This window comes from Streptomyces sp. SCL15-4 (assembly GCF_033366695.1).
Lineage (GTDB): Bacteria > Actinomycetota > Actinomycetes > Streptomycetales > Streptomycetaceae > Streptomyces.
Genome location: NZ_JAOBTQ010000001.1, coordinates 6,155,784 through 6,171,963, shown reverse-complemented (window position 1 = coordinate 6,171,963; position 16,180 = coordinate 6,155,784). Strand labels below are relative to the sequence as shown.

Annotated in this window: 13 protein-coding genes; 6 read left to right on the top strand and 7 right to left on the bottom strand. The window is 71.6% G+C overall.

Going from position 1 to position 16,180, the window contains the following annotated elements; translation table 11 throughout:
- Positions 1 to 6: 6 nt before the first annotated feature.
- The 4 genes from SCK26_RS27665 to SCK26_RS27650 form a co-directional block, all read right to left on the bottom strand.
- Complete coding sequence (locus SCK26_RS27665; protein ID WP_318204049.1) at positions 7 to 615, bottom strand: AAA family ATPase; 609 nt, start codon at positions 613 to 615, stop codon at positions 7 to 9.
- 34 nt (positions 616 to 649) lie between these two features.
- Positions 650 to 1,471 (bottom strand): ABC transporter permease, encoded by an 822-nt coding sequence (locus tag SCK26_RS27660; protein WP_318204048.1) that lies wholly within the window; start codon positions 1,469 to 1,471, stop codon positions 650 to 652.
- 64 nt (positions 1,472 to 1,535) lie between these two features.
- Positions 1,536 to 2,546 (bottom strand): ABC transporter ATP-binding protein, encoded by a 1,011-nt coding sequence (locus tag SCK26_RS27655; RefSeq protein WP_318204047.1) that lies wholly within the window; start codon positions 2,544 to 2,546, stop codon positions 1,536 to 1,538.
- A 62-nt stretch (positions 2,547 to 2,608) separates the two neighbouring features.
- Positions 2,609 to 3,829 carry an NYN domain-containing protein gene (locus tag SCK26_RS27650; RefSeq protein ID WP_318204046.1) on the bottom strand — a complete coding sequence of 407 codons (1,221 nt, stop codon included), beginning with the start codon at positions 3,827 to 3,829 and terminating at the stop codon, positions 2,609 to 2,611.
- 223 nt (positions 3,830 to 4,052) lie between these two features.
- Here SCK26_RS27650 and SCK26_RS27645 point away from each other — a divergent pair, with 223 nt between their 5' ends.
- Positions 4,053 to 4,220, top strand: coding sequence for a hypothetical protein (locus SCK26_RS27645; protein ID WP_318204045.1), 168 nt, complete (start codon positions 4,053 to 4,055; stop codon positions 4,218 to 4,220).
- Between the two features lie 94 nt (positions 4,221 to 4,314).
- Here SCK26_RS27645 and dnaE read toward each other — a convergent pair whose 3' ends face one another.
- A complete protein-coding gene (gene dnaE, locus SCK26_RS27640) occupies positions 4,315 to 7,854 on the bottom strand; it encodes a DNA polymerase III subunit alpha (RefSeq protein WP_318204044.1) in 3,540 nt (1,179 codons plus the stop codon).
- A 166-nt stretch (positions 7,855 to 8,020) separates the two neighbouring features.
- Between dnaE and SCK26_RS27635 the strand changes: the two genes are divergently transcribed.
- The 4 genes from SCK26_RS27635 (at position 8,021) to SCK26_RS27620 (ending at position 12,757) form a co-directional block, all read left to right on the top strand.
- Complete coding sequence (locus tag SCK26_RS27635; protein ID WP_318204043.1) at positions 8,021 to 9,346, top strand: DUF2252 domain-containing protein; 1,326 nt, start codon at positions 8,021 to 8,023, stop codon at positions 9,344 to 9,346.
- 68 nt (positions 9,347 to 9,414) lie between these two features.
- On the top strand, positions 9,415 to 10,098 hold the full coding sequence (locus tag SCK26_RS27630; RefSeq protein ID WP_318204042.1) for a hypothetical protein: 684 nt from the start codon (positions 9,415 to 9,417) through the stop codon (positions 10,096 to 10,098).
- Positions 10,099 to 10,195: 97 nt separating this feature from the next.
- Positions 10,196 to 11,008 (top strand): DsbA family protein, encoded by an 813-nt coding sequence (locus tag SCK26_RS27625; protein WP_318204041.1) that lies wholly within the window; start codon positions 10,196 to 10,198, stop codon positions 11,006 to 11,008.
- A gap of 78 nt (positions 11,009 to 11,086) precedes the next feature.
- Complete coding sequence (locus SCK26_RS27620) at positions 11,087 to 12,757, top strand: alkaline phosphatase D family protein (RefSeq protein WP_318204040.1); 1,671 nt, start codon at positions 11,087 to 11,089, stop codon at positions 12,755 to 12,757.
- A gap of 4 nt (positions 12,758 to 12,761) precedes the next feature.
- On the opposite strand, the gene SCK26_RS27615 is transcribed toward SCK26_RS27620, so the two are convergent.
- The gene (locus SCK26_RS27615) at positions 12,762 to 13,334 is read right to left on the bottom strand and encodes a dienelactone hydrolase family protein (protein WP_318204039.1); all 573 of its coding nucleotides are present in this window, start codon (positions 13,332 to 13,334) and stop codon (positions 12,762 to 12,764) included.
- A gap of 107 nt (positions 13,335 to 13,441) precedes the next feature.
- On the opposite strand from SCK26_RS27615, the gene SCK26_RS27610 reads away from it, so the two are divergent.
- The gene (locus SCK26_RS27610) at positions 13,442 to 14,548 is read left to right on the top strand and encodes a mechanosensitive ion channel family protein (RefSeq protein ID WP_318204038.1); all 1,107 of its coding nucleotides are present in this window, start codon (positions 13,442 to 13,444) and stop codon (positions 14,546 to 14,548) included.
- A gap of 7 nt (positions 14,549 to 14,555) precedes the next feature.
- On the opposite strand, the gene SCK26_RS27605 is transcribed toward SCK26_RS27610, so the two are convergent.
- Complete coding sequence (locus SCK26_RS27605) at positions 14,556 to 16,142, bottom strand: Na+/H+ antiporter (protein ID WP_318204037.1); 1,587 nt, start codon at positions 16,140 to 16,142, stop codon at positions 14,556 to 14,558.
- Between the last annotated feature and the right edge of the window lie 38 nt (positions 16,143 to 16,180).

Sequence of the window (16,180 nt, the reverse complement as noted above, 5' to 3'; positions counted from 1 at the left end):
GCGCCGCTACGGCGTCTCGGGGTCCCGGGGACCGAACAGGCCGGTGAGGCCCAGGTGGGCGAGGAGCGCGGCGAGCGGCCAGGCCAGCAGCGCGCCCTTCGCCGACAGCTTCAGCGGCGCCGAGAACGTCACGCCCTTGCCGACGGCCCGGGCGTGCGCCAGCACGTCCGCGTCGGGGCCCAGCCGGATCCCGAGCCGCCAGGCCAGCAGGGACCCCAGCAGGCTCCCGAGTCCGAGCGCGACCACGAGGGGCACTCCGCCGCGCCGGCGCAGCAGGAAGACGGCGAGCGCGCTGACGAGTCCGAAGCCGAGCCCCAGCAGAGTGAACGTTCCGTCGACCCCGACGGCCTGCTCGCCCTCGCTGTCCTTCAGGTAGACGACCCAGTTCTTGTCCAGCACGTCGCCGACCAGCGGCACCTGCGGCGCCAGCCACCACCACAGCAGTCCCAGCAGCACTCCGGCGAGCGCCAGCGCCACCGTGAGCACGGCCGCCTCCCGCAGCTCCGTCCGCAGCCCGGGACCGTCCTGTGCCCGCCCGTGTCCCGCGGGGGGCGGGGTCTGCCAGACCTGGTGCGCGGAGTCGTCGTGCGGCGGTGGAGTCAACGGTGCGGTCACCCTGCCATCGTGCCAGGTCGCGCTGTGCGCCGCGTCACCGGACGGCGGCCCTGCGGTAGGCCCGGGTCGCCACGGCCAGCGAGACGACGCCGACGCCCGCGCACACACCCAGGTCAAGCAGGACCAGCGCCCAGTCCGGATGGTCCCCGAAGGTCCGCGCGTACGCCTCCACGCCGTAGGTCGAGGGCAGCAGATCGCGGGCCAGCCGGATCGCCTGGGGCATCCGGTCGGCCGGCAGCACGCCCAGCAGCAGCGCCGCCGACATGCCCAGCTGGCCGAGCAGCGTGGCCAGCTCCGGCCGGGGCGCGAGCAGCCCGCAGGCGGCGCCGAGGCCGGCCAGCGCGGCCCCGGCGAGCGGGACGACGGCCAGCAGGACCCACAGGTTGGTCAGCGGCAGCCCGAAGAGCACACAGCCGAAGACGGCGGTGAGCAGGGTGCCCGGCACGGTGAAGGAGGCGTAGGCCGCCGCCGCGCCCAGCACCACCGCCGCCGGCGGCACCGGCAGCGTGGCGTAGTGGTCGAGTCCGCCGCTGGCCCGCAGCTGCCCGAAGTACTGCGACAGCAGGTTCAGCGCCACATAGGCGACGACCAGCACCGCCGACCCGGCCACCACGGACTGGGCCTCGTGGCCGCTGTCGACCACCCCGCGCATCATCACGGTGATGCCGACGGACTGGAAGGTCGCCACGAACAACAGCGGGATCCGTGCCACCCGGGCCCGGGACAGCTGCGCCCGGTAGACGGCCACCAGCGACGGCCACAGCCGCGCACGCGGCCCGAGCACGGCCGCGCCGGGCGCCGGCTCCGGTACGGCCCGGGGGCCGCCGGGCAGAACCTCGGCGGGTACGACACTCACGACGAGCTGCTCCTCTTCCCTACGGCGGCGGCACAGACCCTTACGCGCTGCGGGGCCCGGTCGCTCACGCCCTCACCAGTCCCTGCCGGGCCGCCCCGCCCAGCGCCAGATAGACGTCCTCCAGGCTGGGCGTGGCGAGCGTGAAGTCGTCCAGGGCGGCGAAGGCGGCCCCGCCGGTCACCGTGGCGACGACGGCGCGGGCCTCCTCGGGCGCGAGCCGCAGCGTCCAGCGCCGGCCGGACTCCGCCGCCCGCTCGCGCAGCACGGCCACCTCGGGCACCTCCAGCGGCGCCCGCTCCCGCCACACCAGCTCCACCCGCACCTCGCCGGCGACCCGCGCCTTGAGCCCGGCCGGGGTGTCGCAGGCGATGACCCGGCCCCGGTCGAGCACGGCGACCCGGTCCAGCACCGTCTCGGCCTCGATGACGTTGTGGGTGACCAGCAGCACGGTCGTGCCGTGCTCGGCCCGCCGCCGGTCCACGGCCGCCCACACCGCGCGCCGGGCGACCGGGTCCATGCCGGTGGTCGGCTCGTCCAGCACGAGCAGCGGACGCCGGCCCACCAGGGCGGCGGCGAAGCAGGCGAGCCGCCGCTGCCCGCCGGACAGCTTCTTCAGCGCCCGGCCGGCGATCGGGGTCAGGCCCAGCTCCTCCAGCACGGCGTCCCGTTCGGCCCGCGCCCGCCGTACGTCCAGGCCGCGCAGGCGTCCGGTGGTCTCGACGGCGAGGGAGACGGACAGCTCGTCCAGGGCGCTGGACTCCTGGCCGAGGTAGGCGAGGAGCCGGGCGGCCCGCTCGGGGTGCCGGACGATGTCGTGGCCGAGGATCTCGACGCTGCCCGTGTCCGGCCGCAGCAGCCCGGTGAGCTGCCGTACGAGAGTGGACTTGCCGGCGCCGTTCGGGCCGAGCAGCCCGAACACCTCGCCGCACCGCACGTCCAGCTCCACCCCGTCGGTGGCCCGCACCTGAGGGGTGCCCGGCGTGCCCCGCCGGCCCCGGACCGCCGGATAGGTCTTACCGAGTCCGCGCACGCGTACGACCGCGTCGTACCCGAGTGCCTCTCCCGCGCGCGTCATCACAAGGGACGAGACTACGGGGTCGGGGCGCTTTACTCGCCTTTGGGGGCGGCTCCGCGGACTCAGTCCGCGGCGGGCGCGTGCTGTTCCGCCGCGGCCGGGATGTCGAACTCGCGCCAGAACCCCGCCCGAATGGCGTAACGGTCGTGTTCGTCGATCTGGTCGTCCTTGTGCGCGAGCAGCCCGAACCGGGCCGCGTAGCGCAGCAGCTCGCCGTCGATCCGGTGCGGGATGCGCGGGTACATCTGCGACAGCCGCTGCAAGTGGCTCTGGTCGCCGAGCCGGGAGATCCAGCGGCGGGCGAAGACCTGTCCCACCTCGTACGGGTCGCCGCCGACGGTGGTGATGTCCTCCTCCCGGTCGGCCCACCGCTGTTCGGCGGTGGTGAGCTGGGCCAGGGTCGGCAGGGAGGCGGCCTCGGGGGGCTCGGCGGCCACGCCCGGCCGGTCGACCCAGCCCTTGTCGGAGGACCAGCGCAGGGTGGCGGTCGCCGGGTGCTGCGCGGGCTGCGCGCCGGGTGCGCGCAGCGCGGCCAGGTCCTTGGGGGTCGGGACGCCCTTGGCGGCGGGAACCCGTTCGGGAGCGCCGTTCTGCGCCACCGTGGCGGCCGGGGGGTGCGCGGGCTGCTCGGCGGGCCGGTCGGCCTCCGTGGGAGCGGACTCGGGCAGGGGCGCGGAGAGGATCGCGGCGATCTCGGGGCGGGGCGCGGGCGGCGGGGGGCAGACGCCGGTCAGCTCCTTGGCGCGGATGGCCTGGGTGATCCAGGCGCGGTCCAGCACCCGCCGCTCGTCGGCCTCGGCGACCAGGTCCTCGGACTGGTTGTAGTCGCCGTCGGCGGCCTGCACGGCCCACAGGTGGACGGCGACGCCGTGCTCCTTGGCGGCCATCATGCCGGGCAGCAGATCGCCGTCGCCGGTGACCAGGACGACGTCGGAACAGGCGCGGTTGCGGGCCAGTTCGGTCAGTTCGGCGTGCATGGCGGCGTCCACGCCCTTCTGCGCCCAGCGTCCGTCGCTGCGGGTCAGGGCGCCCAGCCGGACGGTGACCCGGGGCATCACGCGCAGCCGGCGGTGCTCCGGCTGGGGAACCCGGTCGGGGGCGCCGTCGAACCAGTAGATGCGCAGCAGGGGGCGCTCGGTGTCGGACTCCGCGCGTTCGCGCAGCGCATGGATCAGCGCGGTGTGGTCGACGGTGATCCGGGACCGCGAGGGCTCACCCGCGAGGAGGCTGGCGGCGGCGCCCAGCAGGTACCCGGCGTCCACCAGGACGATGCAGCGGTCCACGCGACTCACCCTCTTCCCGGGAGGCTTTGCTTCGGACTTGCTTCGAGTCTGCCCGACCGCGCGGAGCTTAACGGCCCGAACTCGATCTTCGGCGTGGCGTTTCCGGTTCTCGTCCGCCCACCCGCCCTGTCACAGACGGTAATTATCCGACATGCGCCTGATGTCAGCGTATGTGAATCTGGTCCCGGCCCTGGCCCCTAGATCCCCCACAGGAGGCATCACCATGGCCAAGAACAAGAACCGCAAGCCGGCCGGCCCGAAGAACCGCGCACAGCAGAGCGAGCACCCGCAGCGGCCCGCGGCGGAGGAGCACGACTCCGCGGTGTCCCACATCCAGGGCGGCCCGGCGGAGGGCGCGCGCAAGAAGCAGAAGAGCTTCGGCCACAACTGAAGGGCGATCGGAGCCCGGTGGATATGAGGGGCGCACCCGTGACGGGTGCGCCCCTTTTCCTGCCGCGTCCACCGCCGCTCTTCCGGCGCGGGCCTCAGCCGGCCAGGCAGGACGGGCCGAGGAGCACCTTCAGGTCGCCGTAGAGGGCCGGGTCCGGCTTGACCCGGTGCCGGTCCAGGCGCAGCACGGTGGTCTTGCGCGGGCCCTGGAGCATGATCCGGACCTCGCTGTCGCCCTTGTGGTGGCTGAGGATCTCGCCGAGGCGGCTGACCATCGGCGGGGTCACCTTGACCGCCGGGATGGTCAGCACCACGGGCGCGTTGGCCCCCACGTTGGACAGGTCCGGGACCATCAGCTCCATGGCGACGAGCCGGGGCACGTCCTCCCGCTTGTCGAGCCGGCCCTTGACGAACACCACGGCGTCCTCGACGAGTTGGGTCGACACGAGCTGGTAGGTGGCCGGGAAGAACATGCACTCGATGGAGCCGGCGAGGTCCTCCACGGTGGCGATGGCCCAGGCGTTGCCCTGCTTGGTCATCTTGCGCTGGAGGCCGGAGATGATGCCGCCGATGGTGACCACCGCGCCGTCGGCGTGCTCGCCGCCGGTGAGCTGGGAGATGCCCGCGTCGGCCTTGTCGGCGAGGACGTGCTCCAGGCCGAAGAGAGGGTGGTCGGAGACGTACAGACCGAGCATCTCCCGCTCCTGGGCGAGCAGATAGGTCTTGTCCCACTCGTCGGCGGAGAACTCCACGTCCAGCCCGAAGCCGGGCTCGCTGCTGGTCTCCTCGCCCATGCCGCCGAAGAGGTCGAACTGGCCCTCGGCCTCCTTGCGCTTGACCGCGACCACGTTGTCGATCATCGGCTCGTACTGCGCCATGAGCCCCTTGCGGGTGTGGCCCATGGAGTCGAAGGCGCCGGCCTTGATCAGCGATTCGGTGGTGCGCTTGTTGCAGACCACCGCCTCGACCTTGTCGAGGTAGTCGGGGAAGGAGGTGTACTTCCCCTTCGCCTTGCGGCACTTGATGATCGACTCGACGACGTTGGTGCCGACGTTGCGGACGGCGGACAGGCCGAAGAGGATCACCTCGTCGCCCTGGGCGGCGAAGTTCGCCTCCGACTCGTTGACGTTCGGCGGGAGCACCCGGATGCCCATGCGGCGGCACTCGTTGAGATAGACCGCCGACTTGTCCTTGTCGTCCTTGACGGAGGTGAGCAGGGCGGCCATGTACTCGGCGGGGTGGTTCGCCTTCAGGTACGCCGTCCAGTACGACACCAGGCCGTACGCGGCCGAGTGGGCCTTGTTGAACGCGTAGCCGGCGAACGGGACCAGCACGTCCCACAGTGCCTGGATGGCCTCGTCGCTGTAGCCGTTCTTGCGGGCGCCGGCCTGGAAGATGACGAAGTTCTTCTCCAGCTCCTCCGGCTTCTTCTTGCCCATCACGCGGCGGAGGATGTCGGCCTCGCCGAGCGAGTAGCCGGCGATGATCTGGGCGGCCTTCTGCACCTGCTCCTGGTAGACGATCAGGCCGTAGGTGACGTCCAGGACCTCCTTGAGCGGCGCCTCCAGCTCCGGGTGGATCGGCGTGATCTCCTGCTGCCCGTTCTTGCGCAGCGCGTAGTTCGTGTGCGAGTTCATGCCCATCGGACCCGGCCGGTACAGGGCCGAGACGGCGGAGATGTCCTCGAAGTTGTCCGGCTTCATCAGCCGGAGCAGGGAGCGCATGGGGCCCCCGTCGAACTGGAAGACGCCGAGGGTGTCGCCGCGCTGGAGCAGTTCGAAGGTCGTGGGGTCGTCCAGCGGCAGGGACAGCAGGTCGATGTCGAGGCCCTTGTTGGCCTTCACCATCTTGACCGCGTCGTCCATGATCGTGAGGTTGCGCAGGCCCAGGAAGTCCATCTTCAGCAGGCCGAGCGACTCACAGCTCGGGTAGTCCCACTGGGTGATGGTCACGCCGTCGGTGTGCCTCACCCACACCGGGACGTGCTCGGTGATGGTCTCGCTGGACATGATCACGCCGGCGGCGTGCACGCCCATCTGCCGGACCAGGCCCTCCACACCGCGCGCGGTGTCGATGACCTTCTTCACGTCCGGCTCGTTCTCGTACATCGCGCGGACCTCGCCGGCCTCGCTGTAGCGCGGGTGGGCGGGGTCGGTGATGCCGGACAGCGGGATGCCCTTGCCGAGGACGTCGGCGGGCATGGCCTTGGTGATGCGGTCGCCCATCGCGTACGGGTAGCCCAGCACGCGCGCGGAGTCCTTGATCGCGTTCTTGGCCTTGATGGTGCCGTAGGTACCGATCATGGCGACCTTGTCGGCGCCGTACTTCTCGGTCACGTACCGGATCACCTCGACGCGGCGGCGCTCGTCGAAGTCGATGTCGACATCGGGCATCGAGATGCGCTCGGGGTTGAGGAACCGCTCGAAGATCAGGCCGTGCGGGATCGGGTCGAGGTCGGTGATGCCGAGCGCGTAGGCCACGATCGAGCCCGCGGCGGAGCCCCGGCCGGGGCCGACCGCGATGCCCTGCTTCTTGGCCCACATGATGAAGTCGGCGACCACGAGGAAGTAACCGGGGAAGCCCATCGAGATGATGGTGTCCATCTCGTACTCGGCCTGCTTCTGGCGGTCCTCGGGGATGCCGCCCGGGAAGCGGCGCTCCATGCCGCGGCGGACCTCCTCCTTGAACCAGGTGACCTCGGTGTAGCCCTCGGGGATGTCGAACTTGGGCATGAGGTCGCGCTTCTCGAACATGCCGTCGGTGTCCACCATCTCGGCGACGAGGAGCGTGTTGGCGCAGCCCTCCTGCCAGGCGTCCGAGGAGTCGATGGCGTACATCTCGTCCGTGGACTTCAGGTAGTAGCCGGTGCCGTCGAACTTGAAGCGGTCGGGGTCGGAGAGGTTCTTGCCGGTCTGGATGCACAGCAGGGCGTCGTGGGCGCCCGCCTCGTGCGCGTAGGTGTAGTGCGAGTCGTTGGTGACCAGCGGAGGGATGCCGAGCTTCTTGCCGATCTCCAGCAGGCCGTCGCGGACCCGGCGCTCGATCTCGATGCCGTGGTCCATCAGCTCCAGGAAGTACTTGTCCTTGCCGAAGATGTCCTGGTACTCGGCGGCGGCCTTCAGGGCCTCGTCGAAGTGGCCGAGGCGCAGCCGGGTCTGCACCTCGCCGGAAGGACAGCCGGTGGAGGCGACGATGCCCTCGGACCACTTGGCGATGGTCTCCTTGTCCATCCGGGGCCACTTCTGCAGCCAGCCCTCGGCGTAGGCGTCGGAGGAGAGCCGGAAGAGGTTGTGCAGGCCGGTCTTGTTCACCGCCCACATCGTCTTGTGGGTGTAACCGCCGGAACCGGAGATGTCGTCCCGCTTCTGGTGCGGCTGACCCCAGAGGATCTTGCGCTTGTTGCGCCGGGACTCGGGGGCGACATAGGCCTCGATCCCGATGATCGGGGTGATTCCGGCCTTCTTCGCGGAGTGGAAGAAGTCGTACGCACCGTGCAGGTTGCCGTGGTCGGACATGGCGATGTGCGTCATGCCCATCTCATTGCAGGCGTTGAACATGTCCTTCAGCCGCGCGGCACCGTCCAGCAGCGAGTACTGGGTGTGGACGTGCAGGTGCGTGAAGGGCGGCTTCGACACGGTTGAGCCTCCGGGGAAACACTGGGCGACGGTCTGGCGGACAGTTCTGGGGTCAGCGTCGAAGTCTATGCCTCCGCTCTGACAGCCGCCGGGCACCTGCGCGTACCGTCGTGCGTTGGAGACGGCAGAAACGCTGTCGTACACATGCACCAGGAGGCACCCCGCGATGTCGGTCCCCCAGCTCGACGAGGAGCAGCGCGGCGAGGAGATCCTCGCCGTCTTCGACACCGCCTTCGGCCGGCTCCTGGCCGCCGACCCGGCCGCGTTCCGGGTGAAATTCCGGAAGATGGCCGCCTCCGCCTTCGCGTTCTACCGGGGCACGGCGTGCCTCTTCTACCACGACCTCGACGCCGACAAGCGCGGCGGTCCGTACCTGGACGAGCGCACCTCCCGCGTGTGGATCCACGGCGACCTGCACGCGGAGAACTTCGGCACGTACATGGATTCGAACGGCCGGCTGGTCTTCAACGTCAACGACTTCGACGAGGCCTACGTCGGCCCGTTCACCTGGGACCTCAAGCGCTTCGCGGCGTCCGTCGCGCTGATCGGGTACGCGAAGGCGCTCAGCGACGCGCAGATCACCGAACTGGTGACCGTCTACGCGCACGCCTACCGCGAGCGGATCCACGCCCTGGCCACGGGCGCCAAGCGGGACGAGGTGCCGCCGTTCACGCTGGACACCGCGCAGGGTCCGCTGCTGGACGCGCTGCGTGACGCCCGGGCCATGACCCGGTTCGGGCTGCTGGAGTCGATGACCGAGATCCGCGACTTCGAGCGCCGCTTCGCCCCGGGCGGCGGCTCCATCGAGCTGGACGCGGCCACCCGCTACAAGGTCCTGGCGGCCTTCGACGGCTATCTGGAGACCCTGCCGGACTCCTCCCTGGCCCGCCCGGACTCCTACCGGGTCAAGGACGTGGTGGGCCGCCGGGGCATCGGCATCGGCTCGGCGGGGCTGCCGTCGTACAACATCCTCCTGGAGGGCCACAGCGACGCCCTGGAGAACGATGTGGTGATCTACATCAAGCAGGCGCAGACGCCGGCCGTCTCGCGGCACATCACGGATCCGGTGGTCGCGGAGTACTTCCGGCACGAGGGCCACCGCACGGTGATCTCCCAGCGCGCCCTCCAGGCGCACGCCGACCCGTGGCTGGGCTGGACCGAGCTGGACGGCGCGGGCCAGCTGGTCGCCGAGGTCTCGCCGTACGCGGTGGACCTGGACTGGGGCGACATCGACGACCCGGAGGAGATCGCGGCCGTCGTCGCCGACCTCGGCCGGGCCACGGCCGCCATGCACGCGGCGGCGGACGACACCTCCGGCGAGTCCCTGGTGCCGTTCTCCACCGAGCGGGCCATCGACGCCGCGATCGCGGCGGACGAGGAGGGCTTCGCGCCCCTGCTGGCGGACTTCGCGCACGGCTACGGCGCACGCGCGCGTGCCGACCACCAGATCTTCGTGGACCTGTTCCGCAACGGCCGGATTCCGGGGCTGTAGCCGCCGCGGATTCACAGGCATCCTTTAGGGGTCCCTTACTCACGGACGTGACACACTCTCCTTTCGCTATGGACATATCCGGGACCCAGCTCAGAGCCGTGCGCGCGGCGCTGTTCACGGCCTTCGTCGTGACGCTCGGCACCGCGTCGCACGTGCTGCTGTCCCGTGCCCCGCTGCCGCCGGCGACCGTGGCCGCGGTCGCCGCCGGAGTGTTCGCCGCGGCGTACGGGCTGGCGGGGCGCGAGCGCGGCTTCGGCCGGATCGCGGCCCTGCTGATCCCGCTGGAGCTGGCCGCCGACACGGTGTTCACCACCGGCCAGCACGCCTGCTACGGCCGCGCGGGCGGCCCGGTCGCCGGCCCGCTGCGCGCGGTCGGCCTGGACGTGCTGTGCGAGGGCCCGGTGGGCTCTCCGCTGGCCCGGATGGCCGGTGGCTCCGACCGCGCGGGAGAGCTGTTCGCGCACGCCGGTCCGGGCGACGCCTGGCTGCTGCTGGCCGCGCACGTCGGCCTGGGCCTGCTCGCCGCGGCCTGGCTGCGCCGGGGCGAGCGGGCGCTGGCCCAGCTGGTGCGGGCGGTCGCCGCCACCACCTTCCGGCCGCTGCTGCTGGCGGTGGCCGCGGTCGCCGTACGGCCGCTGCCCGCCCGCCGGCCGCCCCGTCCGGCCCCGCGCCGCGCCGCCGCCCGCGATCTCCTCCTCGTGCACTCCCTGGGACGGCGGGGACCACCGTGCTCCCGCTCCGCCCTCGCCTGAGCCACGGCTCCCGCGCGGCGGACCGCACCCGAGCACCCCAGTCCCCACACCCATCGCGCGTACGGCATGCGCGCGTCCCCCCAGGGAGATCCCCACTATGAGCAAGCGGAACAGCCAGGCGGCGAAGACGGCGGCCCGGGAGCGGCTGCGCCAGGAGCGCGAGCGGCAGGCCAAGCGCGACAAGGTCAGGCGGCAGCTGATCGTGGCCGGCTCGGTCGTCGCCGTGCTGGCCGCGGCCGGCGGCATCGGCTACGCCGTCGTCCAGGCCAACAAGCCCGCCTACTGGGAGTCGGCGAAGGACGCCAAGCTGGTCAAGCCGGCGAACACCTCCGGCAAGGACGGCACGACGGTCCTGCTCGGCAAGAGCACCGCCAAGAAGACGCTGGTGATGTACGAGGACCCGCGCTGCCCGGTCTGCGCCACCTTCGAGCAGGCGGTCGGCCCGACCGTCAGGAAGGACCTCGACGCCGGCAAGTTCCGGATCCAGTTCGTCGGTGCCACCTTCCTCGACAAGGGACTGAGCGGCGAGGGCTCGAAGAACGCGCTGAGCGCCCTGGGCGCGGCGCTGAACGTGAGCCCCGAGGCGTTCCTGGAGTACAAGACGGCGCTGTACTCCAAGAAGTGGCACCCGAAGGAGACCGACGACAAGCTGAAGGACGACTCCTACCTGATCGAGATCGCCGACACGGTCCCCGCCCTGAAGGGCAACGCGAAGTTCCAGAAGGACGTCAAGGACGGCACCTTCGACCGGTGGGCGCTGGAGGAGTCCAAGGTCTTCGACAAGGACGGCATCGAGGGCACACCGACGCTGAAGATGGACGGCAAGACCCTGACGGGCGCCGACGGCAAGAACGCGCCGATGACCGTCGAGGAGTTCGACACCGCGCTGGAGGCGGCCCTCAAGGGCTGACGACGACACGCCGAACCGCGGGCGAACTTTTGCGAGTTCGCCCGCCTGGGCGCATACCGATCAGTAACCTGATCGGTCGTGACCAGTCGATACAGATCAGCCGGGGCCGCACAGGACCCCGGCTCGCTTGCGCCCCGCCGCCGTACGGTCGTCAAGGCCGCGGCGGCGTCCGCCGTGCTGGCCGGCCCGCTGGCCGCCGCCCTGCCGGCCCGCGCCGCCACCGGCGCCCCCGCCTTCCTGCACGGCGTCGCCTCCGGCGACCCGCTGCCCGACGGAGTGCTGCTGTGGACCCGGGTGACCCCGGTCCCGGAGGCGATACCCGGCTCCGGGCTCGGCCCGGACACCGAGGTCGGCTGGGTCGTCGCCCGCGACAAGGCGCTGACGGACGTCGTCGCCAAGGGCTCTGTCACCGCCACGGCCGCCTCCGACCACACCGTCAAGGCCGACGTCCGCGGTCTCGCCCCGGCCACGGACTACTGGTTCCGCTTCTCCGCCGGCGGCACGGACTCACCGGTGGCGCGCACCCGCACCGCGCCGGCGGCGGACGCGGACGTCGCCTCCCTGCGCTTCGGCGTGGTCTCCTGCGCCAACTGGGAGGCCGGGTACTTCTCCGCCTACCGCCATCTCGCCGCGCGTGCCGACCTGGACGCCTGGCTGCACCTGGGCGACTACATATACGAGTACCGGTCCGGCGAGTACGGCGCCCGGGGCAAGGTCGTCCGCCCGCACGCTCCGGCGAACGAGATCCTCACCCTCGCCGACTACCGGATCCGGCACGCGAAGTACAAGACCGACCCCGACCTCCAGGCACTGCACCTGAAGGCACCGGTCATCGCGATCTGGGACGACCACGAGTTCGCCGACAACGCCTGGCCCGGCGGCGCGGTCAACCACACCGAGGGCGCCGAGGGCACCTGGGCGGCGCGTCAGGCCGCCGCCAAGCAGGCCTACTTCGAGTGGATGCCGGTCCGCCCGGCCCTCGCCGGCACCACCTACCGGCGGCTGCGCTTCGGCAGGCTCGCCGACCTGTCCCTGCTGGACCTGCGCTCCTTCCGCTCCCAGCAGGCCTCCACGGCCAGCGGCTCGGTGGACGACCCGGACCGCACGCTCACCGGCCGCGCCCAGCTCGACTGGCTCAAGGCCGGCCTGAAGACCTCCGACACCAGGTGGCGGCTGGTCGGCAACTCGGTGATGATCTCGCCGTTCGCCATCGGCTCGCTCTCCGCCGACCTGCTCAAGCCGCTCGCCAAGCTGCTCGGCCTGCCGCAGGAGGGCATCGCCCTCAACACCGACCAGTGGGACGGCTACACCGACGACCGCCGCGAACTCCTGGCCCACCTGCGCGCGAACGCCGTCACCAACACCGTGTTCCTGACCGGTGACATCCACATGGCGTGGGCCAACGACGTGCCGGTGGACGCGGGGACCTACCCGCTGTCGCCGTCGGCGGCCACCGAGTTCGTGGTGACCTCGGTGACCTCCGACAACCTGGACGACATCGTCAAGGTGCCCGAGGGCACCGTCTCCGCGGTCGCCGCCCCGGTCATCAAGGCCGCCAACCGGCACGTCCACTGGGTGGACACCGACCGGCACGGCTACGGCGTGCTGGACATCACCGCCGAGCGGGCGCAGATGGACTACTACGTCCTGTCCGACCGCACCGACCCGGGCGCCCGCTCCACCTGGGCGCGCTCCTACCGCACCCGCAGCGGCACGCAGAAGGTCGAGCGGACCTACGACCCGGTGTGATCCCTCACGCCGGCGTGTCCAGGAAGCCGAGCGCCACCCGCCAGGTGGCCTCGGCGGCCTCGGCGTCGTAGTCCGGCAGCCCGGGGTCGGTGTAGAGGTGGCCGGCCCCGGCGTACCGGTAGACCTCCACGTCGGCGCCGGTCCGGCCCATCTGCAGATACCAGGCGCTCAGCCAGTCGTCCGACTCGAACGGGTCGGGCTCGGCCACGTGCAGCTGCACCGGCAGCCCGTCCGCCCGCGCGTTCGGCGCGATGTCCGACGTGCCGTGCAGGAGCAGCAGTCCGCGCGCCTTGTCGTCGCCGAGGGCGAGGGTCTGGGCGACGGAGGCGCCGAGCGAGAACCCGGCGTAGACCAGCCCGCGCTCGGAGTACGGCGCCGCCGCGAGCACGGCCCGCTTCAGCAGCTCCTCCTTGCCGATCGCCTCGTTGAACTCCATGCCCTCCTCGACGGTGCCGAACGTGCGGCCCTCGAAGAGGTCCGGCGTCCACACCTCGTGGCCCGCCGCGCGCAGCCGGTCCGCGGCCTCGCGCACCGCGGGCCTGAGCCCGTAGGTCGAGTGAAAGAGCATGATGTTCATGAGGCCATGGTGCCAGCCGGGTCCGGCGGGGCCGTAGCGCGGGCCTACCCAGGCGTGTGACGAAGACACATGTTCATGACCTGCCGAAGCCGGTTACGTTCGGAGGCATGGAGATCGTACTCCGACCCGTGATCGTGGTCGGCGGTGCCGTGGTGCTGACCGTGCTGGTCGGCTGGGCCACGGACCTGCTGCTACGCAAGGCCGACGGAAGCCGTGGCGACACCCCGCTGTGGGACCTGCTGCGGCGCGGCCGCGTGCCCTACCAGATGGTGCTGTGCGCGGCCGTGCTCAGAGGCACCTACGACGAGGCCGAACTGCTCCAGGAACACCGCGTCGGCGTCGGCCGGACGCTGACCCTGGTGCTGATCGGGGCAGCGGCCTGGCTGGTGATCCGGATCGCGGCGGCCATAGTCGAGTCGACGTACACCCGTTACGCGCGCGCCCACCACGACCCGGCCCGGGTCCGCCGGGTGCGCACCCAGGTGACGCTGATCATGCGGGTGGTGTCGGCGATCGTCGGGGTGGTCGCCGTGGCGGCGATGCTGCTGACGTTCCCGGCGATGCGCGCGGCCGGCGCGTCCCTGCTGGCCTCCGCCGGTGTCCTCGGCATCGTGGCCGGTGTCGCCGCCCAGTCGACGCTGTCGAACCTGTTCGCCGGGCTGCAGATAGCCTTCGGTGACATGGTCCGGATCGGCGACACGGTGGTGGTGGACGGCGAGTGGGGCACGGTCGAGGAGATCACCCTGACCTTCCTGACGGTGCGGACCTGGGACGAGCGCCGGATCACCATGCCGGTGTCGTACTTCACCTCCAGGCCGTTCGAGAACTGGTCCCGGGGCACCCCGCAGATGACCGGGATCGTCTACTGGCACCTGGACCACGGCGCGCCGATGGAGGCGATGCGCGAGAAGCTACGGGACATCCTGCGCGCGTGCCCGGCCTGGGACGGCCGCGCCTACAGCCTCCAGATGACGGACAGCACGCCGAACACCATCCAGGTGCGGGCCCTGGTGACGGCGAAGGACGCGGACGACATCTGGACGGTCCGGGTCGCGGTCCGCGAGCAGATGATCACCTGGCTGGCCGAGGAACACCCCTACGCGCTGCCCCGGGTGAACACCGCCAACGCGTTCCTCCCGCCGCACCAGGCGCCCTCTCCCGACGGCACCGCCTTCCGCAAGGCCTACACGTTCCCGGGGCCCGGCCGCGGCTGAGCGGACGTCAGCGCAGACTGCGTACGTCGAGATGGCGCAGCACCCGGTCCACGATCTCCGGGTCCGCGCCGGGCTCGCTCCGCGCGGCCAGCACCTCGTGCCGCGCGGCGCTCAGCATCTCGTTCTGGATGCGCCGCACCCGCTTGATCCGTTTGACCCGCTGGAGCTGCGCCTCGCGCCGCTCCTCCTCCCCCATGTCCGGGCTGATCCGGATGCCGATCTCGAAGGCGCGCCGCAGCATCTGCTCGGACAGCTCCTCGGGCAGTTCCTCCACCTGCTCGATCTCCCGCAGCCGGCGCTTCGCCGCCTTCGCGGCCCGCACCGCCAGGTCCTTCTCGAACTCCTTCTCCCGCGCGGAGTCGGCCCGCACCCCGAGCCGCCGCACCAGCCAGGGCAGGGTCAGCCCCTGCACCACCAGCGTGGCGACGATCACCCCGAAGGCGATGAAGACGATCTCGTCCCGGTCGGGGAAGGGGCTGCCGTCGTCGGTCCGCAGCGGCACGGCCAGCGCCAGCGCCACCGAGGCCACCCCGCGCATCCCGGCCCACCACATCACGACGGTCTCCCGCCAGCTCACCGGGATCTCCTCGTCGTAGTCCCGGCGGGCGTGCAGGCGTTTGGTCAGCCAGGTCGCCGGCAGCAGCCACAGCAGCCGTACCACGACGACCACGCCCACGACGGCCGCGGCCCAGCCGAGCATCTGGCCCCAGCGGCCCTGGGCGGTGTGGATGGCGTTGTGCAGCTCCAGTCCGATGAGCCCGAAGGCGACGCCCGTGACGAGGGTGTCGATGATGTCCCAGAAGGTGTGCCCGGCGAGCCGGGTCATCACGTCGTCGGCGTCGGTGGCGTACTCGGCGAGGAAGAGGGCCGTGGTGAGCACGGCGAGCACCCCGGAGCCGTGCAGCCTCTCGGCGAGCACGTAGGAGGCGTACGGCACCAGCAGGGTCATGCCGATCTGCAGCGTCGGATCGCCCAGCAGGTCCATCAGCTTGTTCGCGCCCCAGCCCAGCGCCAGGCCCACGGCCACCGCGACGACGGCGGACAGCACCAGGTCCAGCCCGGCCTGCCACGGCGAGAAGCTGCCGCTGACGGCGGCGGCGATCGCCACGTGGTACAGGACGATGGCCGTGACGTCGTTGAACAGCCCCTCGCCCTCCAGGATCGACACCAGCCGGCGCGGCAGCCCCAGCTGTCCGGCGACGCTGGTCGCGGCGACGGGGTCGGGCGGGGCGATGAGCGCGCCGAGCGCGACGGCGGCGGCGAACGGCAGTCCGGGCACGATCTGGTGCGCGACGAACGCCACGGACACCATCGTGACGAACACCAGGGCGACGGCCAGCAGGAAGATCGGGCGGACGTTGGCCGCGAACTGCCGCCAGGAGGTGCGGCGGACGGCGGCGTACAGCAGCGGCGGCAGCAGGGCCGGCAGGATCAGCTCGGGCGGGATGTCGACGTTGGGGACGAAGTCGGCCACCGCCAGGACCCCGCCGAACAGGGTCATCAGCACCGGCGCCGGCACCCCCAGCCGGTCTCCCACCGGGACGCTCACCAGGGCCCCGAGCAGCAGTACGAACAACAGAGCCAGCTGGTCCACGGACGGCGCTCCGGGGGTTGACGATCACACGGCAAGGT

Coding starts and splice junctions, on each gene's coding strand:
- SCK26_RS27655 (WP_318204047.1), bottom strand. CDS start 2,546: ATGACGCGCGCGGGAGAGGCACTCGGGTACGACGCGGTCGTACGCGTG.
- SCK26_RS27645 (WP_318204045.1), top strand. CDS start 4,053: ATGGCCAAGAACAAGAACCGCAAGCCGGCCGGCCCGAAGAACCGCGCA.
- SCK26_RS27635 (WP_318204043.1), top strand. CDS start 8,021: ATGTCGGTCCCCCAGCTCGACGAGGAGCAGCGCGGCGAGGAGATCCTC.
- SCK26_RS27630 (WP_318204042.1), top strand. CDS start 9,415: ATGGACATATCCGGGACCCAGCTCAGAGCCGTGCGCGCGGCGCTGTTC.
- SCK26_RS27625 (WP_318204041.1), top strand. CDS start 10,196: ATGAGCAAGCGGAACAGCCAGGCGGCGAAGACGGCGGCCCGGGAGCGG.
- SCK26_RS27615 (WP_318204039.1), bottom strand. CDS start 13,334: ATGAACATCATGCTCTTTCACTCGACCTACGGGCTCAGGCCCGCGGTG.
- SCK26_RS27610 (WP_318204038.1), top strand. CDS start 13,442: ATGGAGATCGTACTCCGACCCGTGATCGTGGTCGGCGGTGCCGTGGTG.